Origin of the sequence: Alteromonas lipotrueae (assembly GCF_019249215.1) — a bacterium.
GTDB lineage: Bacteria > Pseudomonadota > Gammaproteobacteria > Enterobacterales > Alteromonadaceae > Alteromonas > Alteromonas lipotrueae.
Genome location: NZ_JAESDI010000011.1, coordinates 12,324 through 37,629 on the forward strand (window position 1 = coordinate 12,324; position 25,306 = coordinate 37,629).

The 25,306-nt window shown below is 45.5% G+C and carries 26 protein-coding genes; 16 read left to right on the plus strand and 10 right to left on the minus strand.

Going from position 1 to position 25,306, the window contains the following annotated elements:
* The first annotated feature begins 1 nt into the window (after nt 1).
* From gspE to JKP82_RS14055, 10 genes are read left to right on the plus strand one after another with little or no spacing between them, the layout of a single operon-like run.
* Nucleotides 2-1,567, plus strand: coding sequence for a type II secretion system ATPase GspE (gene gspE / locus JKP82_RS14010; RefSeq protein ID WP_013786667.1), 1,566 nt, complete (start codon nt 2-4; stop codon nt 1,565-1,567).
* 1 nt (nt 1,568) lies between these two features.
* Nucleotides 1,569-2,795: a type II secretion system inner membrane protein GspF gene (gspF, locus tag JKP82_RS14015; RefSeq protein WP_126872108.1), complete on the plus strand. Its 1,227-nt coding sequence runs from the start codon at nt 1,569-1,571 to the stop codon at nt 2,793-2,795.
* The gene (gene gspG / locus JKP82_RS14020) at nt 2,795-3,232 is read left to right on the plus strand and encodes a type II secretion system major pseudopilin GspG (RefSeq protein WP_013786669.1); all 438 of its coding nucleotides are present in this window, start codon (nt 2,795-2,797) and stop codon (nt 3,230-3,232) included. The genes gspF and gspG overlap by 1 nt, the downstream gene beginning before the upstream one ends.
* Before the next feature lie 8 nt (nt 3,233-3,240).
* Nucleotides 3,241-3,870: a type II secretion system minor pseudopilin GspH gene (gene gspH / locus JKP82_RS14025; protein WP_013786670.1), complete on the plus strand. Its 630-nt coding sequence runs from the start codon at nt 3,241-3,243 to the stop codon at nt 3,868-3,870.
* Nucleotides 3,867-4,271 (plus strand): type II secretion system minor pseudopilin GspI, encoded by a 405-nt coding sequence (gene gspI / locus JKP82_RS14030; protein WP_309475339.1) that lies wholly within the window; start codon nt 3,867-3,869, stop codon nt 4,269-4,271. Before gspH ends, gspI begins: the two co-directional genes overlap by 4 nt.
* On the plus strand, nt 4,271-4,891 hold the full coding sequence (gene gspJ / locus JKP82_RS14035) for a type II secretion system minor pseudopilin GspJ (protein ID WP_013786672.1): 621 nt from the start codon (nt 4,271-4,273) through the stop codon (nt 4,889-4,891). Before gspI ends, gspJ begins: the two co-directional genes overlap by 1 nt.
* Entirely contained in the window at nt 4,891-5,934 is a 1,044-nt protein-coding gene (gspK, locus tag JKP82_RS14040; protein WP_218397512.1) for a type II secretion system minor pseudopilin GspK, read from the plus strand. The genes gspJ and gspK overlap by 1 nt, the downstream gene beginning before the upstream one ends.
* Nucleotides 5,934-7,133, plus strand: coding sequence for a type II secretion system protein GspL (gene gspL, locus JKP82_RS14045; RefSeq protein WP_013786674.1), 1,200 nt, complete (start codon nt 5,934-5,936; stop codon nt 7,131-7,133). Before gspK ends, gspL begins: the two co-directional genes overlap by 1 nt.
* Nucleotides 7,130-7,609 carry a type II secretion system protein M gene (locus tag JKP82_RS14050; RefSeq protein WP_159534070.1) on the plus strand — a complete coding sequence of 160 codons (480 nt, stop codon included), beginning with the start codon at nt 7,130-7,132 and terminating at the stop codon, nt 7,607-7,609. Before gspL ends, JKP82_RS14050 begins: the two co-directional genes overlap by 4 nt.
* Nucleotides 7,606-8,364 carry a type II secretion system protein N gene (locus JKP82_RS14055; RefSeq protein ID WP_013786676.1) on the plus strand — a complete coding sequence of 253 codons (759 nt, stop codon included), beginning with the start codon at nt 7,606-7,608 and terminating at the stop codon, nt 8,362-8,364. Before JKP82_RS14050 ends, JKP82_RS14055 begins: the two co-directional genes overlap by 4 nt.
* Before the next feature lie 17 nt (nt 8,365-8,381).
* Here JKP82_RS14055 and JKP82_RS14060 read toward each other — a convergent pair whose 3' ends face one another.
* The 4 genes from JKP82_RS14060 to yrfG all read right to left on the minus strand — a co-directional run bounded on the left by JKP82_RS14060 (nt 8,382) and on the right by yrfG (nt 12,428).
* Nucleotides 8,382-9,473 (minus strand): MBL fold metallo-hydrolase, encoded by a 1,092-nt coding sequence (locus JKP82_RS14060; RefSeq protein ID WP_218397514.1) that lies wholly within the window; start codon nt 9,471-9,473, stop codon nt 8,382-8,384.
* 69 nt (nt 9,474-9,542) lie between these two features.
* Nucleotides 9,543-10,931, minus strand: coding sequence for an NAD-dependent succinate-semialdehyde dehydrogenase (locus JKP82_RS14065; RefSeq protein WP_211070247.1), 1,389 nt, complete (start codon nt 10,929-10,931; stop codon nt 9,543-9,545).
* Nucleotides 10,932-11,188: 257 nt separating this feature from the next.
* On the minus strand, nt 11,189-11,731 hold the full coding sequence (gene yjjX / locus JKP82_RS14070; protein WP_218397516.1) for an inosine/xanthosine triphosphatase: 543 nt from the start codon (nt 11,729-11,731) through the stop codon (nt 11,189-11,191).
* Nucleotides 11,721-12,428, minus strand: coding sequence for a GMP/IMP nucleotidase (yrfG, locus tag JKP82_RS14075; RefSeq protein ID WP_218397518.1), 708 nt, complete (start codon nt 12,426-12,428; stop codon nt 11,721-11,723). Before yrfG ends, yjjX begins: the two co-directional genes overlap by 11 nt.
* A gap of 66 nt (nt 12,429-12,494) precedes the next feature.
* Between yrfG and nudE the strand changes: the two genes are divergently transcribed.
* The 3 genes from nudE to JKP82_RS14090 all read left to right on the plus strand — a co-directional run bounded on the left by nudE (nt 12,495) and on the right by JKP82_RS14090 (nt 14,571).
* Nucleotides 12,495-13,058 (plus strand): ADP compounds hydrolase NudE, encoded by a 564-nt coding sequence (nudE, locus tag JKP82_RS14080; protein WP_218397520.1) that lies wholly within the window; start codon nt 12,495-12,497, stop codon nt 13,056-13,058.
* 3 nt (nt 13,059-13,061) lie between these two features.
* Nucleotides 13,062-13,910: a 3'(2'),5'-bisphosphate nucleotidase CysQ gene (cysQ, locus tag JKP82_RS14085; RefSeq protein WP_159534080.1), complete on the plus strand. Its 849-nt coding sequence runs from the start codon at nt 13,062-13,064 to the stop codon at nt 13,908-13,910.
* A 76-nt stretch (nt 13,911-13,986) separates the two neighbouring features.
* Entirely contained in the window at nt 13,987-14,571 is a 585-nt protein-coding gene (locus JKP82_RS14090) for a YceI family protein (RefSeq protein ID WP_159534082.1), read from the plus strand.
* Nucleotides 14,572-14,759: 188 nt separating this feature from the next.
* Here JKP82_RS14090 and mdoH read toward each other — a convergent pair whose 3' ends face one another.
* Entirely contained in the window at nt 14,760-16,712 is a 1,953-nt protein-coding gene (mdoH, locus tag JKP82_RS14095) for a glucans biosynthesis glucosyltransferase MdoH (RefSeq protein ID WP_218397521.1), read from the minus strand.
* Nucleotides 16,693-18,372 (minus strand): OpgD/OpgG family glucan biosynthesis protein, encoded by a 1,680-nt coding sequence (locus JKP82_RS14100; protein ID WP_218397522.1) that lies wholly within the window; start codon nt 18,370-18,372, stop codon nt 16,693-16,695. Before JKP82_RS14100 ends, mdoH begins: the two co-directional genes overlap by 20 nt.
* Nucleotides 18,373-18,982: 610 nt before the next feature.
* On the opposite strand from JKP82_RS14100, the gene JKP82_RS14105 reads away from it, so the two are divergent.
* On the plus strand, nt 18,983-19,543 hold the full coding sequence (locus tag JKP82_RS14105) for an outer membrane beta-barrel protein (RefSeq protein ID WP_159534088.1): 561 nt from the start codon (nt 18,983-18,985) through the stop codon (nt 19,541-19,543).
* Between the two features lie 109 nt (nt 19,544-19,652).
* Here the strand turns inward: JKP82_RS14105 and JKP82_RS14110 are convergent, their stop codons facing one another.
* From JKP82_RS14110 to JKP82_RS14125, 4 genes are all read right to left on the minus strand, one after another.
* The gene (locus JKP82_RS14110) at nt 19,653-19,895 is read right to left on the minus strand and encodes a YheU family protein (protein ID WP_218397524.1); all 243 of its coding nucleotides are present in this window, start codon (nt 19,893-19,895) and stop codon (nt 19,653-19,655) included.
* An 82-nt stretch (nt 19,896-19,977) separates the two neighbouring features.
* On the minus strand, nt 19,978-21,006 hold the full coding sequence (locus JKP82_RS14115) for a hydrolase (RefSeq protein ID WP_218397525.1): 1,029 nt from the start codon (nt 21,004-21,006) through the stop codon (nt 19,978-19,980).
* A gap of 18 nt (nt 21,007-21,024) precedes the next feature.
* A complete protein-coding gene (locus tag JKP82_RS14120; RefSeq protein WP_218397527.1) occupies nt 21,025-21,552 on the minus strand; it encodes a TIGR02444 family protein in 528 nt (175 codons plus the stop codon).
* On the minus strand, nt 21,539-23,476 hold the full coding sequence (locus JKP82_RS14125; RefSeq protein ID WP_159534094.1) for an ATP-binding cassette domain-containing protein: 1,938 nt from the start codon (nt 23,474-23,476) through the stop codon (nt 21,539-21,541). Before JKP82_RS14125 ends, JKP82_RS14120 begins: the two co-directional genes overlap by 14 nt.
* 117 nt (nt 23,477-23,593) lie before the next feature.
* On the opposite strand from JKP82_RS14125, the gene JKP82_RS14130 reads away from it, so the two are divergent.
* Both JKP82_RS14130 and JKP82_RS14135 read left to right on the plus strand, forming a co-directional pair.
* Nucleotides 23,594-23,800, plus strand: coding sequence for a YheV family putative zinc ribbon protein (locus JKP82_RS14130; protein WP_159534096.1), 207 nt, complete (start codon nt 23,594-23,596; stop codon nt 23,798-23,800).
* Between the two features lie 341 nt (nt 23,801-24,141).
* Entirely contained in the window at nt 24,142-25,278 is a 1,137-nt protein-coding gene (locus JKP82_RS14135; protein WP_218397529.1) for a DUF748 domain-containing protein, read from the plus strand.
* The last annotated feature ends 28 nt before the right edge of the window (nt 25,279-25,306 follow it).

Here is a 25,306-nt window from a genome sequence, read left to right on the forward strand (position 1 = left end):
TATGGCAGGTCAAGACGAGCAACTCACCCTTGCGGTAGAGGCACAGGAAGAAGCGCTCGAAGCAATGGTTGATGAAGAAGGCTTACCAGAAGCCGTGGCTGGCCCTCGCCAGCTTTCGTTCAGCTTTGCTAAGCGTAATCAGGTATTGCTTGAAACCAATGTCACTCCTGCTGTGCTGTATTTTACGGAAAACACCCCTTTTGAAGTGTTTGCCGAAGTACGCCGCTTTTACGGCGAGCCTTTTGTACCTAAAACTATTGCTGCTGATGAGTTCGAAAGCTTTCTAACCAGTGCATTCCAGCGTGATAGTTCTGCAGCAAAGCAGTTAATGGAAGACTTAGGTAACGAGAGCGATTTGTTTGCCCTTGCGGAAGATTTACCTGATACCGAAGATTTATTAGATAACGAAGACGACGCCCCTATCATCAAGCTGATTAATGCCATGTTAGGTGAAGCGATTAAAGAAGGCGCGTCGGATATTCACATTGAAACCTTTGAAAACCAGTTAGTGGTTCGGTTTCGTGTAGATGGTGTATTACGAGAGATTTTACGCCCCAATCGTAAGCTCTCTTCCATGCTGGTTTCTCGTATTAAGGTAATGGCGAAACTTGATATTGCTGAAAAACGGGTACCGCAAGATGGCCGTATTACCCTACGCATTGCAGGCCGCGCAGTAGATGTACGTGTGTCTACTATGCCGTCTAGCCATGGTGAGCGTGTGGTGCTGCGTTTATTAGATAAAAACAACGCACGGTTAAACCTAAAAGACTTAGGCATGACCCAGCAAAACCGCGACCATTTTTCTTCATTAATTAGAAAGCCTCACGGTATTATTTTGGTTACCGGCCCCACAGGCTCTGGTAAAAGTACCACCTTGTATGCAGGCCTTAGCGAAATTAACTCTCGCGACCGCAATATTTTAACCGTAGAAGATCCTATTGAATTTGACTTACCCGGTATTGGTCAAACACAGGTAAATCCCCGTGTAGATATGACCTTCGCCCGCGGCCTACGAGCAATTTTGCGACAAGATCCCGATGTGGTGATGGTAGGTGAAATTCGAGACGTTGAAACGGCACAAATTGCGGTTCAAGCCAGTTTAACCGGCCACTTAGTATTATCGACCCTTCACACCAATACCGCCGCTGGCGCTATTACCCGTTTAGAAGATATGGGTATTGAACCCTTTTTGCTTTCTTCAAGCTTACTGGCGGTATTATCGCAGCGCTTAGTGCGCACACTGTGTAAAGAGTGTAAAACCCCTCACACGCCCGATCCTCAAGAGTGTGAAGCCCTTAATATTGATGCCGATAGCAACTTTACCATTTACCAACCTCACGGCTGCGCTGCCTGTAACCAAACCGGTTACAGAGGTCGTACGGGTATTCACGAGTTATTGCTGGTGAATGAGAAAGTGCGCGAAATGATGCATGAAGGCGTGGGTGAACAGGCCATTGAAAAATATATCAGGCACTCTACCCCCAGTATTCGGGATGACGGGTGTCGTAAGGTACTTGCAGGTGTTACCTCTTTAGAAGAAGTCCTGCGTGTAACCAAGGAGGATTAGTATGGCCGCCTTCGCTTATAAAGCGGTAAATAACCGTGGCCGTAACGCAAATGGTGTACTGGAAGGCGATAATGCTCGCCAAGTACGCCAGCAATTGCGTGAAAAGGGCCTCATTCCTTTAGAAGTAGAACAAGTTACCGAGCGCGGAAAAAGTGACGGTAAAAGTGGTGGTTTCTCGTTTTTTAAACCGAGAATTTCAGCCTCAGATCTGGCCCTGTTAACCCGTCAAATGGCCACCTTGGTAGAATCTGCCTTACCGGTAGAAGAAGCCTTACTGGCGGTTGCCGAGCAGTGTGAAAAGCCCCGTCAAAAGAACATGATGATGGCTGTTCGAAGCAAAGTGGTTGAAGGTCATGGTTTAGCCGATGCCTTGTCTGAATTTCCTAGTGTATTTGACGACTTATACCGCGCCATGGTGGCGGCAGGTGAAAAATCCGGTCACTTAGATACGGTACTTAATCGCCTTGCCGACTACACCGAACGACGCCAGCAAACTCGCAGTCAAATTACCCAAGCACTTATTTACCCATCGCTCATGCTGTTTTTCGCTTTCGGCATTGTGATGTTATTGCTGACGGTGGTTGTGCCTAAAATCGTCGGTCAATTCGACCATATGGGGCAAGACCTTCCAGGTATTACCCAAGTACTTATTTCGGTGAGTACTTGGCTACAAAATTACGGCCTTATCTTGCTGGTAGTAGTGGCTATTCTGGCGGTAATTGTTCAGCGTGTGCTTCAGCAGAAAAAGATGAAGCTAAGGTTTCACAAAGTTATTTTGAAACTTCCGCTTATTGGTAAAGTGTCCCGCGGGCTTAATACCGCTCGCTTTGCACGTACCTTAAGTATATTAAGTGCCAGCGCCGTGCCTTTACTTGAATCTATGCGCATTTCTGGCGATGTACTTGAAAACCAGCATATAAAGAATCAGGTAGCCGATGCTGCCATTAATGTAAAAGAAGGGAGCAGCTTGCGCGCTGCGCTCGACAATACAAAAATTTTCCCGCCAATGATGATGCACATGATTGCATCGGGTGAAAAGTCTGGCGAATTACAGCAAATGCTTGGTCGCGCCGCCGATAACCAAGATAGGGAATTTGAAGCCCTTGTTGGTGTCTCACTAAAAGTATTTGAACCTCTACTTATCGTGTCGATGGCTGGCATAGTGCTGTTTATCGTAATGGCAATTTTGCAGCCTATTTTGGCCTTAAACAATATGGTGAATATCTGATGAAAACCTTAAAACGTAGTTCTGGATTTAGTTTGATTGAAGTAATGGTGGTGCTACTTATCATCGGCATTATGGCATCGATGGTAGCGCCGCAAATTTTGGGTAACCAAGAAGTGGCACAACTTAAAAAAGCCGCCGTTGATATTCAGCAAATGGAAAGCGCGCTTGAAATGTATAAGCTTCGAAACAATAAGTTCCCAACGACTGAGCAAGGGCTAGAAGCGTTAGTAACCGCTCCAACCCTTGATCCCATTCCAAGAAACTACCCAGAAGGCGGTTTCATCAAGCGTTTGCCAGAAGACCCTTGGGGCAATCCTTATGCGCTAATTAGCCCAGGAGAATTAGGCGTAGTAGACATTTTTTCAAATGGCCCAGACGGTGAACCAGGTACCGATGACGATATTGGTAACTGGAACATTAACGAATACTTAAACTAAGTTATTTTATGCTTGGCCGCTTTCATCCTCACAACAAGCACACTGGCTTCACGCTATTAGAAGTGATGCTGGTACTGTTGCTTATGGGGTTAGCGGCTGGGTACGTGATGTTCAATGCCTTTGGCGCCAGTAAAGCAGACTTGCTAAAAAGCCAAGCCCAACGACTACAAGTACTGGTCGATATGGCAAGCGATTATGCTGTGCTAAACCAGCAGCAACTTGGCATTCGTATAGAGCAAAAAGACAACGAATACTACTTCGTTTTTTTAGATGAAAATGATGAGTGGCAACGTATTGAGGGCGAGAAATATTATGAACCTCACACATTACCTGAAGACTTCTCATTTACGCTAAATTTAGACGACTTGCCTTGGACCAAAGAAGACCAACTTTTTGACCGAGGCATATTCGACGAAACCTTAAGCGTGTCTGAAGATGGTGTTGAAATAGGCAGCGAAGAAGAAAAGAAACTGCCACCGCCGCAAATATTAATCATGTCTAGCGGCGATATTACCCCCTTCAGCCTTAGTTTTGCCTATGAAGGCGACTTTAACGACGAACCCGTTTATTTTGCGCTAAACAATGAAGAGTTTCCGCCACTAGAATTGGCTGGCCCCTTTGAGAGCCCAGATCAGTGAAAAGCCCTTTTTCGCATTCGCCCAACAATCAAAAAGGCATGACACTGCTTGAAGTCATGGTGGCACTGCTTATTTTTGCCTTAACCGGTACGGCTATTTTAAAGGCCGCAGGGGATCACTTAAATAACGTAGGGCAAATTGAAGCGGTAACCTTTGCCAGCTATGTTGCCAGTAACCGGCTAAACCAGTTACAGCTTGATGATACTTGGCCACCTAAGAACAATTTAAAAGGCAGCATGGAAATGGCTGATCGTACTTGGTATTGGCAGCAAAAAGTAACCAAAACCAACGACGATGAACTTCGCTCGGTAAGTATCAGCGTAGGCTTAGATTCAGATTATTCTGGCAGTGTCACGTCAGTAACTACCTTTGTGGCCAAGCCCACCAGCGCAGGCACTTAATGAAGCAGCGCGGATTTACTCTCATTGAAATTCTGATTGCCATGGCTATTTTTACGCTCATTGGTTTGGCATCTACAGGCCTGCTAACCACGGTAATTGATAGCAACGACTTATCTAGCGAGCGCTTTGAGAAGTTACAACAACTGCAACGTGCCATGGTCATCATAGAGCGTGATATTCAACAAGCGGTGCCACGGCCAGTTCGCGCTGAAGGGGAAACCCAAACCGTAGTAATGGCTGGCGGCGAGGTAGATGATAGTGACGGCGATGGTATTGGCTTTGTGCGCGGCGGTTGGCACAACCCTCAACTCATGTTGCCCCGAAGCACCCTACAATACGTGGCATATCGCCTTGATGAAGACCGACTAGAACGCCTTTATAGCAACTACGTCGATAATGTTATTGGCTATGAACCTAAGACTCGTACCCTGCTTGAAAATATAGAAAGTTTTACCGTTGAATTCATTAGCGCTGAAAGTAGTACTGATGACAGCGACGATCTAAGTTGGAGTGAAAGTTACCAAGGTGAAGCGTTACCCACTGCGGTGGCGATTGAGTTTGTGAGTAAAGATTTTGGTTTAGTACGTCGTGAGTTTGCCTTAACAGGAGGTTCGGCGTAATGGGCATTCTTATTAAAACGGCTATCAAAGCGCCTACAAAAACACCCCGTTCGCTGCCTTCTCGCCAACAAGGCGTGGCGCTTATGATTGTGCTAATGATTGTGGCGCTGGTGTCTGTATTGGCCACTGAAATGGGTACCCGCTTGCAGTTGCAAGTTCAGCGCACCATGAATATTAAAGACAGTAATCAAGCGTACTGGTATGCCTTGGGAGCCGAGGCCTTTGCAAGAAAGTCACTTCAAACCTTGATGGAAGAGACCGGTGATAAAATTTCGCTAGACCAGCCTTGGGCACAGGAATTTATGTACCCATTAGACAATGGCGGTTTACAAGCGAACCTTACCGACCTTCAAGCATGCTTTAACTTAAACGCTATTCTACAAGGCAGCGCTAGCGCAAACGTGAATAGTGGTGATGGCGCTACCGAAGCGATGGATGCCTTTCACACTATGCTTTTGGCGCTTGAAATAGACGATCTAAACAGCTTTACCGCTGATACCGTGCGGGACAGTTTGGCCGACTGGGTAGATGAAGATGACAACATGCGCCCCTATGGCGCAGAAGATAGCGAATATGAGTCGAGAGAGTTTCCTTACTTAGCAGCAAACGGATTACTGGCATCGACAAGCGAATTGCGTATTATTAACGGTGTCTCTGCGGTTTGGTTGAATGAAATTCTCCCTCTGGTTTGCGTAATTCCCGACAACGACGCCTTAGCCATTAATGTGAATACCATTGATGAAGAACATGCTGCGCTATTAGCCGGCTTAACGGGGTTAGATTTACAACAAGCCACTAGCTTGCTGGGTAACCGCCCACAAGATGGCTGGGAAGACGTAAGCGAATTTCTGGCCGAGCCGAGTGTTGAAGCATTAAGTTTATCTGATAGCCGAAAAGAATGGTTTACGGTAACCACTGAGTATTTTATTTTGCACACTAAGACCCGTTACAATAAAGCAACGTTTCAACTTTCTACCGTATTTAACGCAAGTAGTGACGCGGGCGTAAAAATAATAAAGCGCGAGTTTGGAGGCGTAAAATAATGGAACAACTCCTGATTAGGTTAGGTGCCACCGAGGCCGACCCAATTAGCTGGCTAGTATGGTCTACAGCCGAAGAAGAAATTATCGCTTCTGGTGAACTTCCCAATGCCGACGCCCTTTCTACCTTAGCGGAACGTGCTGGGCAGCGTGCGGTAATCGCATTGGCACCTAGCAGCGAAATATTACTTAAATGGGTAGCGTTACCGCCAAGAGCGGGCAGAAAGGTACTTTCTGCTTTGCCCTTCATGCTTGAAGATGAATTAGCCACTGATATTAGCGAACAGTTTTTTGCTATTGGTCCTAAGGTAGGCGATAGCCAAGCCGTTGCCGTGGTAAGTCATGCAAAACTTCAAATGTGGCAGCAATGGTTAGCTGATGCAGGCTTGTTCTGTAACCATCTAATTCCTGATGTACTCGCCGTACCGGTAACTGAAAACGGTTGGTCTGTACTTACTCTAGGCGAGCAAATGTTGGTACGCCAAGATACCTTTCAAGGTATACAGGGCGAGCAAGCGTGGTTGTTACCCACCCTAGGCCATTTCACCAGCCAACAAGAAGCCCCGGTTGTCATTACCAACTATGCGGGTATTGATTTAAGTGGTGTGCCGAATATTACGGTAAATGACGCCCCTCTTGAGCTACCTATGCATGTGCTAGCCAAAGAGGCGTTGTCGAGCAGTTTCAACTTGCTTCAGGGCGAGTATAAAGTAAAGCGTACTCGCAACAATGCGTGGGCACAATGGCGTGTCGCGGCTGTATTAGCGGTACTGGTGTTATGTACCAGCCTGGTTGATAAAACCGTTACCCTGTACCAGCTGAAATCTGATAACGCGGCGCTCTCCAGTGAAATAGATCAAGCGGTAAAATCTGGGTTTCCCAATATTGGCGTTTATCGTAACGTGAAGCTTAAGCTGCAATATGAGCTTGATAAATTATCAAAAAGTGGCGGCGATGCCTCTATGTTAGTGATGCTAGATCAGCTTTCAGAAGCCTTTGCTAGCACACAAGTAAAACCACAAACTTTACGGTTTGATGCCACCCGCACCGAAATTCGTATTCAAGCGCAAGGTAAAAGCTTTGAGGCATTAGAGCAATTTCGCCGACAGGCGGAAGGTGCTGGATTTACCGTAGAGCAAGGGGCTATCAATAACCGTGATGACAATGTGATTGGCACGGTATCAATTAGGAGTGTGTTGTGAACGCACTAGTCAGCAAATTTAAAGCGCTTACCGAGCGCGAGCAAATACTGGTAATGATCTCTGCTGTGGTAGTGGTTATTGGTTTATTTTATTTTTTGGTATGGTCGCCCCTTAATGCAGCTTTGCATCAGCAAAAACAATTGCTAGATAACCAACAAAGCTTGCTGGTATGGGTAAAAGACAGTGCCGTTCGCGCCCAACAGCTAAGAAAAAGCAGCAACCGCGCTACGCCTTTTCGAGGTTCATTACCTCAAGCCGTTAACCGCACTACGTCAAGTCACAGCATCGCTATTTCGCGTATGCAACCGCAAGATGATGAGTTACAAGTTTGGATAGACCAAGCCCCTTTTAATAATGTGCTGGAATGGTTAAAAACCCTTGAAGGCATGGGCATTGTCATCATTCAGGCCGATATTGCTGAAGCTGATGATCCAGGTTACATCAAAGTTCGCCGTTTACAGTTAGGAAAAGCATGAAGTCTAAGTTTGGTTGGCTAGTGGGTGGCATTGTTGCCTTTCTAATTTTTGCAATTGCTTACATGCCTGCTATTCAGGTGATTGGCAGAGTAGACTTGCCAAAAAATGTATCGATTAGTGGTGTCAGTGGCACATTATGGACGGGTAAGGCGCAAACCATCGTGGTGAATGGACTCCCTATTAATAACGTTAATTGGGAGCTTAGCCCCCTTGCTTTGCTGATTGGAAAGGTCAGTGCGCATGTAAAAGCCGGGAACATTCGCGATGTAAACGACATTGCTTTTGAAGGGCCATTTAAAACCAGTTTGTTTAATACAAACAAAGTAGAAACCACAAACTTTTCGGTTTACCTACCCGTCGACCGCGTGTTGGCGCAAGTGAATTTGCCTCTGCCAGTGAATGCCAGCGGGCGATTTAAAGTGAAGCTCGACGAACTTACTTTTGGCCCTCAGTGTGTGGCGCTACAAGGCACCGGTGATTGGTTGAATGCCGCAGTTGCAGGTACACAAGGCCCTATCGACTTTGGCACTTATTCTGCCAAACTTCGCTGTGTGGGTGATGACATTGGTATTGTGGTCAGCGAGCCAAACCTACTTGGCCTTTCTATTGATGCTGTAGTTAGCCCAGACATGAAAAAAGTTAAAGTAGACGGGAAATTTAAGCCAGATGATAGCCTTCCTCAAGAGGTACATCAGGCGTCTAAATTCTTCGGACAACCCGACGCGAATGGTTATATCGCCATTAAATTACAATAGGCGCAATGCTATATAAGTTAGCGGCCTTCTTCACGAGTAAGGTCGCTAACCAATGGAATATTCATTAGGTCTTGCGCGGCAAACACCCGTCCGGGGGCAATAACCGCAATAGCCTCAGTAAGCCCATCTAGCCCTGCTTCGCTGCGCTTCATTATATGAGAAAGCACAATACGTTTTGCTTTTGACTCTTTTGCAATTTCAATAATTTGCTCAGGCGTCATATGCAAATTGGTTGCAGCGCTACCCGCCCCCTTTTCAATATCTTCAATAGCATTATGCAACACAAGCACATCAGCATGCTTAGCAAAGTTGGCTAATGTTCCATCCGCATTGTTGGTGTCGCCTGAAAATACAGCAACACATTTATCAATAGTAACTTTCCACGCCAACGCCGGGATTGGGCCATGGTGCACCGATATAGCCTCTATGCTGATATCATCACTAATGGATGTGGAAAAAGTGGTATCTGCAACCGTGTGTGCAGACACCTTATAATCATCTTCACCTTCTTGGGTATAAGAAGACAGGTATTTAAATGCCCCTTCTTTACCTATCAGCGCATCAAGATACGCTTGAGTACTTGGCATAAGGTCGTTACCGGCAGGGCCATACACGGTTAAATCTGTATCTCGACGTGTGAAATAGCTTCCCTTGATAAAACTAGGTAGGTCGGCGGCATGATCAGTATGCAAATGAGATAATAAGATGATGTCTACATCGGTAAAATCAGCACCCGACGCGCCAAATTGAACGCTACTGCCACTCCCTGCATCTACCAGCACTTTGGCCTTTTCGTCTTTCCAAAGAAGGTAGGATGCAGAAGCTCGACCATCGTCGAGTTCTGGGCCACCAGATCCAAGCACTTGTAATGACACCCCTCGGCATACGGTGGTGGCGCTTTTATCCGTTGATGCATGCTGCGGCAACGAATGCTGAGCGGAATCACCCGCTCTTGCTATTGGATTGGCTGTCGGTTTATCCGAAGGCGCTGCACAAACAAAAAAGGCTGAGGTAAGTAACCCCAGCCCAATACTTAGTTTTGTACCTACATTAGAACCGTGCGGCTTCGCAATACGGGCTGAACTAGATTTCATGGATGTGACTAACATACTACTTACTCCTATTCAGCGCCTTGTTGCAGATTAGCCCAACACCGTGGGCTAACCGCATTGGTACGCTTAGCTGTTTTGTTGCTCTGCAATCATGATGGTTTTGATATTTACGAATTCTCGCATACCGTAACCACCATGCTCACGACCGTAACCACTGTCTTTAACACCGCCAAATGGCAAGTTAGGCTGAGCTAACGAATAACCGTTAATGTTTACCATACCCGTATCGAACTCGTTTTTAGCAAGGGCGATAGCATTGTCTGTATCAGTACTAAAGATACCACCACCAAGGCCGTAACGTGAATCATTTGCTACTGTCATGGCTTCCTTATCGTCGCGAACACGAATTAGTGAAGCCACGGGACCAAACAATTCATCGTCGTACGCCGGCATGCCTGGTGAGACATTTTCTAATACAGTGATAGGGTAAAAATAACCACTACTATCTGGTACTTCGCCGCCTAACGATAGCGTTGCACCCGCTTCAAGTGACGCTTTAACTTGGTCATGTAATTCATCACGTAAATCTTCACGTGCCATAGGACCAAGATCGGTATTTTCGTCGGCAGGGTCGCCTACTTTAAGTTTTTTGCACTGGGCAACAAACTTATCTCTGAATTCGTCATAAATACTATCGACGATAACAAAGCGCTTAGCTGCTACACAGGTTTCACCGTTATTGATAACACGGCCCATAATGCAGGTTTCAACCGCTTGGTCGATATCGGCATCTGCAAGTACGATGAAAGCATCGTTACTACCTAGCTCCATCACCGTCTTTTTAGACAAACTTGCAGCTTCTTTAGCAACTTGCTTGCCCACTTCATCACTGCCTGTAAACGTTACGCCGCGAACGTGCTTATGCTTAATTAAGTCACTCGCCGTACCGCCATCAATCAATAACGACTGATAGACGTTTTTGGGGAAGCCTGCATCTTCATACATTTGCTGGATAGCCACGGCCATTCCAAATACATTTTTAGCATGCTTAAGTACGGTAGTATTACCCGCCATAATGTTTGAAACACTGTAGCGAATAACCTGATAAAGGGGGAAATTCCAAGGCTGAATACCTAAGATCACGCCAATAGGCTGGTAACTGATGATGGCACGACCGCCTTCAAAAATGCGGTGTTCATCTTCTAGAATTTCGGCACCATGTTCTGCCGTATAACGACAGATATTTGCACATAGCTGCACTTCTTGCTTACCTTGCTCGGTTACCTTACCCATTTCTCGGGTCATCAGGCTGGTTAAGTCGTCAATGCGCTCTTCCATTAAATCAGCAAGGTTATTAAATAATTGGGCACGGGCATCGAAAGAAGTTCTGCGCCAGTTTAAGTAGGCTTCTTGCGAGCGGGTTACCGCTTGCTCTGCATCATCCGCTGACATCAAATGATAATGATCTAACTTCTCACCCGTTGCAGGGTTATATGTGTTGATTGTCTCGCTCATTGTCACACTCCTTAATCCGTTTGTGATGGGAAGTAGTGCAACTACAGCGCCAGATTAGCCAGGCTAATATTTCCAACGAAAGATCAACAAGATAGACTAATGATTAGACGTTATGAGCGATATTCGAGAAAAGCCCGATAAGAAATTATTACGGAAATTTGTCCCCATTTCGGTAGGGCTTACAGAGTGATTTTAAGTAAAACACAGCTATTTACCTTGCCATTTTCAATGGCAGTTAGCAGCGTGTATTTTGTATATCAATCGGTATACAAATCGGGAAAATGAAACTTTGCCATGGCTAGCGTAAGCGCGACTTCATAAACACTTTGTCTAGAAGCGTGGTTAAGAGTAAGCAAGCCAATCGCGCCCCCTTTTTGCTTCACATTAGTAGTATTGAATAACTTATCCATTACTGGGCCTAGTTCTTCGCCCCGTTGTAATGCTTGATACACACTAACCGGTAACGGCAAGTTGGCACTTCGGCCTATCGACATACGCCCGCCGTTATAAATAGCCACGTAAGCAAAGGTAGCAGGGCCGTCTTCGAACACATCAACACCACCTTCAATAGCCACATACCATGAATCGTTGGTGTCGTCTTGGTGCATATCAATAAGTGCTTTTACACGGTTCACCGCGCCTAGCCGAGTTTCCTCTTCGCTCATTGGCTGCTCAGATACCCCACTAGGCACGCCAACTTCGTACACATCGAAATCTTGCTCTAAGGTAATGGATAACGTGATGTGCGCCGCATTTACCTTGACGGGGTTTTTAGACCCTACAAATAATTTACTCAGCATGTTTACCTCCTTCGTCGCTAGAGACAGGGTTTGCCAAGATTTCCTCAATCATTAGGCGATAGTCGGTAACAGCAGGAAATTCGGAAATATTACGATGAGGCAACGTGTGATCTGGATTATCAACCGCAAGAAGGTGCTGTATGCCAAACTCTTTTGCCGCATCTAAAATTCGTATGGTGTCGTCTACAAACAAGGTTCGCGCTGGATTAAAGTTTAAGCGTGCACGCAGCTTCTGCCACAGCAACTGCGACTCCTTCGTGACACCAAACTCGTGCGTGGAAATCAATTTATCGATATGCGCGTCTAACTGTGTACGCTCTATTTTTAACGATAAACTACCAGGGTGGGCGTTAGTGACTAACACCACCTCGCGACCAGATTGATGCAACGCCTTCAAGAAGGGAACGGTATCGGGGCGAATTTCGATAAGATGCGCCAGTTCACGCTTAATTGGCATAATATCGATATCCAGTGTTTCTGCCCAATAATCGAGACAATACCACTGAATTTGGCCGTGCACCTTTTCATAATGCGAGGCCATCATGTCTCGACATTCTTGTTCTGGAATGCCTTTGATTTCAGCCAAACGTATTGGCAAATGGTCTAGCCAAAACCGGTTGTCGTAGTGCAAATCCAGTAGGGTGCCGTCCATATCCAACAACACCGTATCAATTTCATTCCAGGGCAGAAAGGGCAAGCGATTTTCCTTATAATGAAGTAAGCTAGTTACAGTAGGTATGATAACAAAGTTGTAGCAAGAGACATGCGAAAAATTGACCCGAACAAGCCATTACCGCAAATTCACAATCGGGAAATTGTTGCCCAAAGTAAGCTTTTTCGCGTAGAGCGCCTAGACTTAGAGTTTTCTAATGGCGCAACGCGGGAGTTTGAACGGATGGCAGGAGGCAATCGTGGCGCCGTCATGATTGTTCCCATGATTGATAAAGATACCATGGTATTGATTCGCGAATATGCCGCAGGTACTCACACCTATCAACTTGGCTTTCCAAAAGGCCTTATCGACCCTGGCGAATCCGCCCTTGAAGCCGCCGATAGAGAATTAAAAGAAGAAGCAGGTTTTGGTGCGAACGACCTGATTGAATTACACAAAGTTAGCATGGCACCTACCTTTTTTAATGCCAACATGACCATTGTAATAGCAAGAGATTTATACCCTGAACAACTAGAGGGTGATGAACCTGAGCCATTGGAAGTCATTCACTGGCCCCTTGCTGAGGCAGACGCGTTACTGGCTCGTGAAGATTTTATTGAAGCTCGCTGTATCGCTGCGCTGTTGCTTGCTCAAAAATGGTTGAAGGACCAATAGATTATGCCCGATGAACACCCCCACAGCGAACTATTAGAGCTCGCAAAAACCGTTGCCGTTGAAGCCGGCGAAGCTGTGCTTAAAGTTTATGATAAAGGCGATTTTGACGCTTACCAAAAAGAAGACGATTCTCCGGTTACTAGCGCCGACTACCTTGCCAACGATATTATTGTTAAACGCTTAAGCGACGCCACCCCCAACATTCCTATTCTGTCTGAAGAAAATAAGCATGCCAGCTTGGAAGAGCGAAAAGATTGGCCGCGTTATTGGCTTATCGATCCTATCGACGGCACCCAAGAGTTTATCGCCAGAAGTGGTGACTTTGCGGTGAACATTGCGCTTATTGAAAATAATCAGCCTAAGATTGGTGTTATTTTCTGGCCCCCTGGCCAATCGCTCTATTTTGCAGAAAAGGGTAAAGGGGCATTTAAATCGTCACCCGACGGGGAAGAGAAGATTGCCGTCCGTAAGCTTGATGATCCTAAAAACAGCGTGGTTATGATTGCGATTAGTCGTAGGCAAAGCCGCGAGAAAGTATTAGGTCGTATGTGTGCAAAGCGGGTTTATCAAACCCTACCATTGGGAAGCTGCTCACTGAAAGCCTGCTTTATTGCAGAAGGTAAAGCCGATGTATTTATGCGAATTGGCGTAACGGGTGAGTGGGATACAGGTGCATCACAGTGCATTGTATCTGAAGCCGGGGGCAGTATTGCTGCCGCGAACTTCGAACCACTTACTTATAACCAGCGTCATTCGCTAGAGAACCCAGATTTTGTGGTAATGGGCGATCAAAGAGTGCCATGGAAAGATGTTGTCCAGTATAATGACTTTGTAAACCCTCATCGTAATTAGTGCGTTAGGTTATTTGGTCTATGCCATCTTCGAGTAATCTCGAGTGGACATTATTATTATTTAAAGGAGTAATATTATGGTGACGACACGTATTCGTAAGGTAACAACTGCCTTGCTTGCATTCGGTCTTGCGTTTCCTGCACTTGCTGACTGGAAGATAGATGGCGACACCAGTGCTTTGCATTTCCTTTCTACTAAGAATTCACAGATTACCGAAGTGCATAAATTCGATAGTTTTGAAGGCAGTTTATCGAATGCCGGAAAACTGCGTGTTACGGTTAATTTGGCGTCGGTAAATACGTCAATTGATATCCGTAATACACGTATGCAAGACATGCTATTCAATGTAACTGAATTTGCTGAAGCCACCTTTGACGCAACCCTACCTGAGTCAATGCTAAATTTAGCCGATGGCGAAGTGGTTAGCGGTAGAGTCGACGGTATTTTAACGCTGCATGGTATGGCAGTACCTACAAGCTTCTCAGTGATGGCGAGTAAAGTAGACACCGATACTTTAACGGTTTCAACAATAGCGCCTACGCTAATTAAAGCAGCGTCTTTCGGGTTAGCGGCAGGTGTTGAAGCACTTCAAAAAATTGCAGGGCTTAAAAGTATTACGACCACGGTTCCGGTTTCTTTCTCCGTAACTTTCACGCAGTAAATATACGCTCTATAAAAAAAGCCGGGGCTTTACCTGTGAAGTAAAGCGACCCGGCTTTTTTGTGTCTAGTAGTTTATTTTCAGCGTGTTAGCGCTATATAGCCGCGTAGTGCTGGGGAGCTAGCGGCGGGGTAAGAACACCTCGTCTTTAGCTGTTACTACTAGGTATGCGCTAACACAAACAAGGCTCTACGCGTTATTGACCAATGCTGGGCGCATAGGCAGCGGCTTTTCACTTAATACCTGTTCAGGCATGGTTACCCACAAGCTTTCAGGCAGTGCAGGCTCTTCTGCCTTGTACTGAGACAACGCGAAGTAATTCATAGCCACCCGCAAACGCTTAAGGGCGGTACATTCATTCACTTCTTGGTCAATAACAAACACGCCCCATTTACGCATTTTTATACCTAAATTATCACTGCTAGTAATACGAATAACCGGCGCGGCGAGCACCATTCCAATTAAAACCGGTAGCAACCACATAAATAAAGAGGGTGTGAAGTGGAAGGTCGTTACGCCCCATATTACCGCCAAGCAACTCATAAGCTGCGTATGTTTAAAGGCAACGCTCCATGGCACTTTTTTACCTTCACGCTCTTGTGCTTCCCATTTAACCGAGTGCCCAACAAACACACTTATTACGAAGAAACTATGATAAAACATCATGAGCGGCGCAATAAGAATCGCCATGGTAATTTCTGCCACTGCGCTTTTCAGTAACGACATGGCGCCACCAAACTCTTCCCTGCGCTTAATTAGCGCAAGCACGATACCCAGCATTTTTGGCAAGAAGAGTAGCGCAGCAGTTCCCCACATGGTAACCATCATCATATCTTGACGGGCTACCTGCCAGCTTGGGAATAACTGGTATTCAGATACAAAGAAGTCTGGCACTGATGTGGCGCGAATAAGGGCATCGGCTGTACCTAACGCTAGCATGCAAAATAAGACCAGCGATGAAATATACGCAAACGCGCCAAATAAAAAGTGAAGACGGTTAGCCGCTTTCAGGCCTTTCACGTTCAGCAAACCTAAATGCTGGATGTTACCTTGCACCCAACGACGGTCACGAATAGCGTAATCAACAACGTTGCTAGGGACTTCTTCATAGCTGCCCGTGGTATCTGTCAGTAAATAGGCCTGCCAGCCTGCACGGCGAAGCAGCGCGGCTTCAACAAAGTCATGACTTAGAATTTCACCACCAAACGGTGCGCTGCCTTCCAATTTAGGTAAACCGCAGTGCTGCATAAAGGGCGCAATGCGAATAATCGCGTTGTGGCCCCAATAGTTGGCGCTGTCTGTTTGCCAAAACGACAAACCAGTTGCCAGCATAGGGCTGTAAAGGTGCGCCGCAAATTGTACAAATCGGCCGAAGAAGGTATTTTGACGTACCGGCATAGGGATAGTTTGTACTAATGCGGTATCTGGGTTTTGTTCGAGACGGCGGGCTAAATCTAACATGCGCTCGCCCGTCATTATGCTGTCGGCATCTAGCACAATCATAGATTCGTAGTTCGCACCCCAGCGTTCACAAAATTCTTTTAAGTTACCCACTTTGCGATGAAGGTTCTTTTCCCGGCGACGATAAAACACTTGTGAGGCGAAGCTGCCTAAACGTTTCGTCATACGCTGCCATGCGCGAAGCTCGGCATCCGCCTTGGTTTGATCGCGGGTGTCACTTAACATGTAGAAGTCGAAATGATCAGCGTGTGGCGTATTCATTAACTCGCGGACACACGCTTCAAAGCCCACCATAATTCGGCGTGTATCTTCATTATATACTGGCATTACCACCGCATGACGCTCGGTTAATTGAGTGGCTTCATCAGGCTTACTTTGCTTTTTACGCAAGCTTAAAGGGTCAATATTAAAGAGTTGGAGTACAAACCCGATAATACCGGTCCAAAATGCCATACAGAGCCAAGCGAACAATATTAGACCTAAACCAAGCTGAGCTATTTCAAGCTTTGTTAACCCATTTGGAAGAAAAATTTCATAAAGGCTCCAACCGGCCAAAGCCGTACTCGGAAGCACTAACATTGCCATTATAAATACGCGCATGTGCTCTCCTGTCGTGATGAATCGGTCACGCTTTGTTGAGGATTTAGGGGAAATGGAAGCATTACTTGGGTTGATAGACATAATTCCAAACCTCACTGATACGTTTGCCATCTAGCTCGATATAAGCACGCATATCTACCGTGCTTTTGTCTTTGGGCATAAGAAGAAAAGTGGCGCGCCATTCTTTACCTTCATTAACGGGGTAAAGGCGCTGCTGAGAAATTGCACCATTGCTACCTTGCACAATAAGCTTGGTAGTGTCTGGGTTGAAGCTTGTAGCCGTATTTTCATTAGCTGACATTTCGGTCGAATCCATATCAGGTGAAGCGAAGTCAACAATAAAGCGGCGCTGAGTCTGCTTCGCTTCATCTTTTACTTTCTCACCAGGTAACGACGGTTTGCCTTGGCGTGTGCGAATAACAGTGGCCAACTCGCTAACAAATGCGTTTCGCTCTACCGTTTTTAAGGTGTACGCAAAATAGCGAGATTCACCACTAAGTAACGGTGCTTCAGGCACCCAGTAGGCTACAATATTGTCGTGCGTTTCTGAGTTAGTCGGTATTTCTACCACCTCTAACCGGCCTTTCTCGAACCCCTCAGTAGGGGTTACCCAAAGACCTGGGCGAATATGATAGTTTGCTTCAGCATCCAAGTAGCTTCCCCACTCACCATCGCGCTGCAACATGCCAAAGCCTTTCGGTGCACTGTCACTCAACGAGGTAATTTGTAGCCTTGCCGGGTTAGTCAGCGGACGCCAAATCTCTTCATCGGCATGCGTCACCATTAACACGCCATCGCTGTCATGTACTTCAGGACGGTAGTCATCTGGACGCTTTTCACTGTTTTCGCCATAAAGAAACATACTGGTAAAAGGGGCGACACCTAGTTTTTCTACATCTTCGCGGGCAAACAACCAGCTTTGCACATCAACCTTTGTATCAATGCCGGGCTCAATAACAAACTTGTACGCTCCAGCCACTGACGGACTTTCCAGTCGTGCGTAAATCGTAATAGGCTGGCCTTCTTTAGGCTCAATAAGCCAAAATTCAGTAAAGTGAGGAAATTCTTCCCCTTTCGTGAGGGCAGTATCAATGGCAAGCCCGCGAGCAGAAATACCATACACTTGATTCTTACCCACTAAACGAAAATAAGACGCCCCTAAAAATACGGCAAACTCATCTTTGTATACTTCATTTTTCAATGGGTAATGAACGCGAAAGCCTGCAAACCCCGTTTTATCGTTAGTCAGCCCTGCTAACGGCGCTGCTTTGTCGTCATAGCGAAACATGTCGCTAGTGAAGGGAATGCGCTGAGCGCTATTGGATTCATCAATCGTGTGAACTGTCACAGGCAATTGATAGAGAAAGCCGGGGTGAAAAAACTGTACTTCGTAGTCGTTTTTGCCGTCCCACAAGCTTTTCTCAGGATTAAAGCGAATAGCGCGATAAGTTTGATAATCAATTGATTTTAACCCTTCATCGAGACCATGATCGTTTTGCTCATAACCTTGCTCAGCAGACGCTTTTGCGGCATCGATAACAGATTGAAGAATAGGGGATGCATCACGAGGTTCGTTGCTATTACTCACCTCTTCAGCATTAATCACTGGTGCGACTAATAATGACAACACACAGGCCATCACAACCGCAACGCGAGAGTAAAGTGACATGAGGCCTCGCTTGGTTACTTTACTGACACTCGTCACGCCATCAAAGCGGTCTTGTTTATACTCTTGCTGCATGTCGTTATCTCCATGAATTAGGGCTATGCCAGAACGCGTTCAAAAAAGTCACCTGCTAACTCCATAGATGAATGCCCAAAGGTGCTTATTTTGATAGGAACCTCGCTGCCCCATAAAAGGAAGAAGAACTGGGTAGCGAATTAACCGCGCTTGAACTCATAAGAGCAATTGCAAAGAATGATCCAACTTATTGAAAAGGGGTTGAAAAACCATCAATCGCCTTATTTTCAAACATTTACAAAAGTTATTTTTGAATTGGAGGGCCATCTTCCACTGTGTAAAAACGTACCAGCCATTAGACGAAAGGATATAGTGTTGTTTTTTAGATACACATTTAGCGGATTTTGTTGTTCAGATAATCAACGCTGTTTGATAAACCTGTTTCGGTAAGAGAATGCACTCGCAGCTAAAAACCACTATCTTTCTGTTAGTTATAGAAAAATCGTCTGTTAAACCATCAACCCATAACGTAATTGGCAAACCCTTTGCAAAACAAACTTCAGATTTAACAATGGAATTCGCGATATTTGTTTGCATATTACGATGCACAGGTTCGCAAAATTTGAAACGCAGGTATTTTTTCTTTCTGCGATAAATAGGAGTTTTTTCAATGCGTAAAGCAATCACTTTACTGACAGCACTTACCACTACCGCAGCCTCTGTTGCTTCTTTTGCAACGTTAGCTGAGTCTCCAGACTGGCGTTATGTAGAAGGTGGCTATAGCAAGATGGATTTTGACGATAACGAATCGTTCGAACCCGATGGTTTCGTACTAAGCAGCAAATATCTATTAAACAGCAACATTTACTTAAACGGTGAATACAGCAACTTTGAAGAAGGCAGCTTCGATTTCGATATGCTAACCCTAGGTGCTGGTTACAGAATGCCACTTAACGCCACTACCGATGCATATTTCGGCGCCAACTTTGAGCGCATCGATGGCGATTTCGATGATGAGACGGGCTACAGTGTGAATGCTGGTGTTCGTTCTATGGTGACTGAGCAAGTTGAGCTTCTAGGTGAAGTAGGCTACTACGACGTTGAAGATGGCGATGCCACGTTCAAAGTAGGCGCGAACTATTATATCACCCCTCAATGGGCCGTGGGTGCCAACTACAAGCTTATGGATGACTTAGACATCATGCAGGTAACTGCACGCTACAGTTTCTAAACCTTTCTCGTTTTGGGATGCTCTCCTGATGAAAGGTAGCCGGGTCACTCGCCCGGCTTTTTTTATTCTTCAATTTACGTATAAGCTCTGTTTTAAGCTGCACGTATACCTACTCTTCTTCAGCAGACTCACTTTGGGATGTCACATCGCCTTTTGGTCTGATATCCACGCTCTCGTGAAGCTCTGAATACACTAGCACGGCCTCACCACTTTTAAGCGCATCTAATACTTGTGTCACTTTGGTTTCCATAGTGACGTCTTCAGCGCCGTATTCTGTGCCTTCTCGCAGCACAAATGCTTCCACTAAACTGTGTAGGATTTCGGTATCAACCGCGTCGATTGGAATTATCATCTCTGCCTCCAGAAAAAAGTGAGCTCACGCTAACGATTAAGCATGAGATAAAGCCAGCTAACGTGCAAACAAGATAGGAAATTTACACGTAGGGCGTGGTGGGGTTAATGGGCAGTACATCGCTAACGTACCTTTTTACCCTTTCATGCAGCCACACTTTAGGGCTAAACACCGAACCTTGCATAAAGCCAACATGGCCACCACGCTCACTGAGTTCAAGGGTAACATTGCGTGCTAACTCTTCTTCTTTAGGCACCACTAAATGGTTCATAAAGGGGTCGTCAATACTGTGCAATACAAGCGTAGGGCAATGAATAGCGCTCAAGAAGTGGTACGCACTGCATTTCTCGTAATAGTCGTTCGCGTCTTCGAAACCATGCAAGGGTGCAGTGACTTTCTCGTCAAATTGCGCAAAGCTGGTAATGCCATCAACATCATCGCCTGTTAACTGAATAAGTTTACGATAATCGATAAACGACATCTTCTTTCGTAGCGTGGTTTTTATGCTCGATAAAAGGTATTTCTGATACACCCGCGAGAAACCGTGGTTAATTGATTTGGCACACTCCGACAACTTCAATGGTGACGATATAGCAATAGCCGCATTCAGCCATTTTTGCGCGGGGTTCTCACCAAGCAGCTTTAACAGCATGTTACCACCAAGCGAAAAGCCCACAGCAACTTTAGGGAGTTGGGGGAATTTTTGGTTTAGCCAATCAAGAAAAAAGCTCGGATCGCCAGTCTCGCCAGAATGGTAGCCTCTTGGCTTTAGGTTCGGAACACCGCTACAGCCACGATAGTGCATCATCACCACTTGCCAGCCATTCACGGATAAATTGGCCATCATATCGTTGGCGTAATGTGAGCGAATGCTGCCTTCAAGCCCATGGAACATCACGATAATACCCGAGGGCTCTGCCGGCTTTGGCCCCCACGCAACGTCGACAAAATCGTCATCAGGCAGCGTTAAGCGTTCCATTCTGTATTTTAGCGGTAAGCGTTTTTGGATGAAGCGCGGCCATATGGTTTGAACATGACGGTTCTTTGCCCAGCTTGGCACCCGAAAACTGCTTTTTATAATCTTTCCATGCGATAACGCAATTTTGCTCATGATGTTTTCTTATTTTTTCTACGACAAATGCTTTAGTAACTGGCTGATTAACTCGCGGGCTTCTTGTTTTTCTCTTAGCCCATACGCATTAATAAGTGCAGCGATAGAAGCATTGAACACACCCGACTGACCAGAGGCGCCTGAAGGTAAAGACGCTAAGCCAAGGCTGTTTACCGTTTCTACAATAATAGCTTGTTGCGTTTTTTCTAATGCTAACTCGTCATCTTTTAGCTGATTGTATCTCGCTAAAGCTTTCTGGTAGTTTGCATCTTGCTTGTCTTTTGGCTTCGCTTGCTTTCGCTCAAGCCGATGTTGCTTAAGGACGTGTTCTGATGCTTCAACGGCGCTGATAACCGCGTTTAACTGAGGCAAATTAATAATGAAGCCGTGCTCAATACACCAACATATCAGCAAAAGTATGTTTACGTTCACACCATGGCGGTCTTGCAACAAAATGGCAAGTGGCGCTACATCGCCTGTACCATAGCGACTGCCTGCGTACTGCCAAAAATCCTCTGCATTTACAATAGCATTATTGTGCTTCATAACTTGCGCGCTGCGCCTCCATTTGCTCCTGAGCATCAAGCCACTGCATCTCTTCTTCTTCAAGCTGCTGAGTGAGCTTTGCCTGTTTATCTAACAATTGCATAAGTTCGGCTTTTTTATCATCGTTATATAAACTTGTGTCTGATAATGATGCTTCAAGGGTTTTCAGCTCGCCTGAACATTTGTCCATGGCCTTTTCGTGCTTCTCTAAGGCTTTTTTCAGTGGAGCAACTTGCTTTCTAAACTCTGCTTCTCGGCGCTTTTCTTCTTTACGATCGATTTTACGCTCGCTAACAGCGCTTGCGTCTTCATTTAACGCTTTCGCATCGCTGTTCGCTTTTGCTTTTTCGGCGGCTTGTTGCTTTAAAATCCAGTCGCGGTAGTCGTCTAAGTCGCCAGTGAACGCCGCCACTTCGCCGCTATCTACTAGGTAAAAGTCTTCGCATACCGATGAGAGTAAAAATCTATCGTGCGATACCAACACCATGGCACCTTCAAAGCCTTGCAGCGCAATATTCAACGCATGACGCATTTCTAAATCAAGGTGGTTGGTGGGCTCATCGAGTAATAACAAGTTTGGTTTTTGGTACACAATAAGTGCGAGCACTAACCGGGCTTTTTCGCCACCAGACATAGGCGCAACAGCTGAAAGCGCTTCATCGCCGTTAAAGCCAAAGCCACCTAAATAATCTCTCAATTGTTGTTCGGTAGCTTTTTCGTCTAGGCGCTGTAAGTGCAAAATAGGCGTGGCGTTAGGATCGAGGGTTTCTAATTGATGCTGAGCAAAGTAACCAATTTTAAGGCCTTTGGCGGTATCGAAAATACCTTGCTTCGGGGCATGTACACCAGCTAACAACTTGATAAGAGTAGATTTACCTTGTCCGTTTCGCCCCAGTAAACCAATACGACTTCCTGGCACCAAGTTAAGCTTCACTTGCTGTAATACAATATGGTCATCATAACCTAACTGTACGTGTTCCATTTGCACAAGGGGATTAGGCAGTGCAGCAGGCGGTACGAACTCAAAACTAAATGGGCTAGCCGCATGAGCAGGTAACAGAGTTTCCATTTTTTCAAGTTGCTTAATACGGCTTTGTGCTTGCTTAGCTTTACTCGCTTTAGCTTTAAAGCGGGTAATAAAAGAGGTTAAATGCGCCACTTTTTGCTGCTGCTTTTCAAACTCTATATTTTGCAAACGAAGTCGCTCGGCACGCTGCCTTTCAAAGGCAGAATAGTTACCGGTATAGGTAATCAGCTGTTGCTGCTCAACACTGATAATTTGCGCTACGGTATTATCGATAAACGCCTTATCGTGAGAAATCAATAACAGCGTACCTTCGTAGCGCTGCAACCACTTTTCTAACCAAATGACGGCATCTAGATCTAAGTGGTTCGTGGGCTCATCAAGCAACAATAAGTCAGAGGGGCATAGTAGTGCTTGCGCCAAATTTAGGCGCATACGCCAACCACCAGAGAAATCGGTAACCGGTGCGGTAAGCTGAACGTTGGTAAAGCCCAGCCCTGATAGAATAGTCGCGGCTCTTGCTTCTACATCGTACGCGCCGGCTTGCTCTAGTTGGCCATGAATTTTACCAATCAATACGCCGTCTTCATCTTGTTCTGCTTGCTGAAGCTGTGCTTGTAAACGGCGAAGATTTTTATCACCATCAATAACGTACTCTATTGCACGTCTGTCGGTGGCAGGAGTTTCTTGTGCAACACTCACTATACGCCAATCAGCAGGCACCACACAGTCGCCTGCATCTACAGACATTTCGTTACGCAGTAAGGAAAACAAGGTCGATTTGCCACAGCCATTGCTCCCTATAAGGGCGACTTTATGGCCTGGAAATACCTGCGCTGATGCATTTTCTAGCAGCACTTTTCTGCCACGCATTAGCGATACGTTGGTAAGCTTTATCATTCATAACCTTCGCGGGAACAATTTAGGTCGCGTATAATAGCAAATTCCTATCAAAATCTGATCAGGAAATGGCTTTTCGCGGTATAATACTGAGTAAATTACGTTAAGAGAGCTGCAATGCAAAAATCGATTAAACGCCGCTTTGTTGCAGGCGCTACCTGCCCAAAATGCCAAGAGTTAGACACTATTTCGCTATATTACGAAAATAACGTAGAAAAGCTAGAGTGCGTGGCCTGTGGCTATAATGAAGCGCAAACCGAAGAACAAGTGAATGCGGCCACCCGTGAAAATGAAAACGTGATTGGCATTTTCAAACCTCACTAGTTCGCGGTTACCCCCCTCACCTTTGTGTAACTCACATCTTCGCAATTAGCGCTAGTACACATAATACTCAACCTTGCATTCCTCGTAGGGTGCTACTCATGAGTTAATTCACATAAGATTTTAGTCATGTGCATTGCCTCTTTCTAATAAGAAGTAACTATTACGCATTCTGTGAAGATACCGCCCACATTCGACGTATCTTTACATAATGTAACGTCAGAAAGCTTTTGATAGCATACTCTTATCCAACTGATAGTACTGAATTATTTAACCTCGCCCCATTTACAGACAGCTAACTTCCGGCGGCATAATTCTTGAAGTACTCTTTTAAAGGAGTATTTATGAAGACCGCAAATCGTTACCTATTTATTTCACTCGCCATCGTACTTGGGTTGCTAACTATCATTCGCATGAGCATGCCTTATACGGCCCAATGGTATATCAATAAAACTCTCAGTCAGCCGGGTGAATACAGCGGCCGAGTAGGTGACGTAGATTTAATGCTTTGGCGCGGTGCTTATAGTTTAGAGCACGTGTTGTTGTACAAGTCTAACGGACAAGTAGACAAGCCTCTGTTTCGCGCCGATAAGGTTGAGTTCACATTAAACTGGAGCCAACTTATAAAAGGGGCCGCAAGCGGTACGGTGAATCTTACTCATCCTGAAATTAACTTTGTCGACGGTGCCACCAGCGATAACAGTCAAGCCGGTAAAAACGAAGATTGGCTTAACATTGCTAATCAACTGTTTCCATTACGTATTGATAAGCTTAGTGTGACCGATGGCAAAATTGGTTTTTATAACCCAGAGACCTCGCCTGTTATTGATATTTCGCTACACGACATTCAAGGTGAAGTAACAAATTTGGTGAATAGCGATGCGTTATCTGACAATCGGGTGGCTAATGCCACCCTGAGCGCACAAACTGCCCAACAAGGTACACTGAACCTAGAAGCCAAGCTTAACCCTGCCACACATAAACCTACTTTCGATCTCAATATTCAAGCCGACAATGTGGCTTTAGTTAACTTTAAAAATCTGCTGGATACCTATGCACCATTCGACCTAGAGGCAGGTTCACTTACCCTTGCTGCCGAAGTTGCTGCCGATGATGGCAAAGTAAAAGGCTACATAAAACCAATACTGCACCATGTGGAAGTATTTTCATGGAAGGGTGATATTGAGCAAGATGGTGATGGATTACTTGAAGGCACCGTAGAGCTATTATCCGCTTTTATTACTGAGCTATTTGAGAACCAAAGTGAAGATCAAGTCGCTACTCGCATTCCTATTGAGGGGGATTTAAGTAGCCCAGATACCGATGTACTTCGTGCGCTGGGCGCCATTATTAAAAACGCTTTTATTAAAGCCATTAGCGGCGACATTGAAGAGTCGGTAGAGTTAGAAACTTTAGCTGAACCCGCACTGCCTGATTCAACCAAAACCATTGACACAGACAGCCAAAGCACTAAACCTTGATACGATAAGCTGGTCGTTGTATCTGTAT

Bases quoted from the DNA above. Each gene is read 5' to 3' on its own strand.
- JKP82_RS14120 (WP_218397527.1), bottom strand. From the start codon at position 21,552: ATGAAGCACAATAATGCTATTGTAAATGCAGAGGATTTTTGGCAGTAC.
- JKP82_RS14115 (WP_218397525.1), bottom strand. From the start codon at position 21,006: ATGAGCAAAATTGCGTTATCGCATGGAAAGATTATAAAAAGCAGTTTT.
- JKP82_RS14105 (WP_159534088.1), top strand. From the start codon at position 18,983: ATGCGTAAAGCAATCACTTTACTGACAGCACTTACCACTACCGCAGCC.
- JKP82_RS14110 (WP_218397524.1), bottom strand. From the start codon at position 19,895: ATGATAATTCCAATCGACGCGGTTGATACCGAAATCCTACACAGTTTA.
- JKP82_RS14125 (WP_159534094.1), bottom strand. From the start codon at position 23,476: ATGATAAAGCTTACCAACGTATCGCTAATGCGTGGCAGAAAAGTGCTG.
- yjjX (WP_218397516.1), bottom strand. From the start codon at position 11,731: ATGCTGAGTAAATTATTTGTAGGGTCTAAAAACCCCGTCAAGGTAAAT.
- gspL (WP_013786674.1), top strand. From the start codon at position 5,934: ATGGAACAACTCCTGATTAGGTTAGGTGCCACCGAGGCCGACCCAATT.
- JKP82_RS14065 (WP_211070247.1), bottom strand. From the start codon at position 10,931: ATGAGCGAGACAATCAACACATATAACCCTGCAACGGGTGAGAAGTTA.
- JKP82_RS14130 (WP_159534096.1), top strand. From the start codon at position 23,594: ATGCAAAAATCGATTAAACGCCGCTTTGTTGCAGGCGCTACCTGCCCA.
- gspJ (WP_013786672.1), top strand. From the start codon at position 4,271: ATGAAGCAGCGCGGATTTACTCTCATTGAAATTCTGATTGCCATGGCT.
- JKP82_RS14090 (WP_159534082.1), top strand. From the start codon at position 13,987: ATGGTGACGACACGTATTCGTAAGGTAACAACTGCCTTGCTTGCATTC.
- mdoH (WP_218397521.1), bottom strand. From the start codon at position 16,712: ATGTCTATCAACCCAAGTAATGCTTCCATTTCCCCTAAATCCTCAACA.
- gspK (WP_218397512.1), top strand. From the start codon at position 4,891: ATGGGCATTCTTATTAAAACGGCTATCAAAGCGCCTACAAAAACACCC.
- JKP82_RS14055 (WP_013786676.1), top strand. From the start codon at position 7,606: ATGAAGTCTAAGTTTGGTTGGCTAGTGGGTGGCATTGTTGCCTTTCTA.
- nudE (WP_218397520.1), top strand. From the start codon at position 12,495: ATGCGAAAAATTGACCCGAACAAGCCATTACCGCAAATTCACAATCGG.
- gspE (WP_013786667.1), top strand. From the start codon at position 2: ATGGCAGGTCAAGACGAGCAACTCACCCTTGCGGTAGAGGCACAGGAA.
- JKP82_RS14135 (WP_218397529.1), top strand. From the start codon at position 24,142: ATGAAGACCGCAAATCGTTACCTATTTATTTCACTCGCCATCGTACTT.
- gspG (WP_013786669.1), top strand. From the start codon at position 2,795: ATGAAAACCTTAAAACGTAGTTCTGGATTTAGTTTGATTGAAGTAATG.
- gspF (WP_126872108.1), top strand. From the start codon at position 1,569: ATGGCCGCCTTCGCTTATAAAGCGGTAAATAACCGTGGCCGTAACGCA.
- gspH (WP_013786670.1), top strand. From the start codon at position 3,241: ATGCTTGGCCGCTTTCATCCTCACAACAAGCACACTGGCTTCACGCTA.
- cysQ (WP_159534080.1), top strand. From the start codon at position 13,062: ATGCCCGATGAACACCCCCACAGCGAACTATTAGAGCTCGCAAAAACC.
- JKP82_RS14100 (WP_218397522.1), bottom strand. From the start codon at position 18,372: ATGCAGCAAGAGTATAAACAAGACCGCTTTGATGGCGTGACGAGTGTC.
- JKP82_RS14060 (WP_218397514.1), bottom strand. From the start codon at position 9,473: ATGTTAGTCACATCCATGAAATCTAGTTCAGCCCGTATTGCGAAGCCG.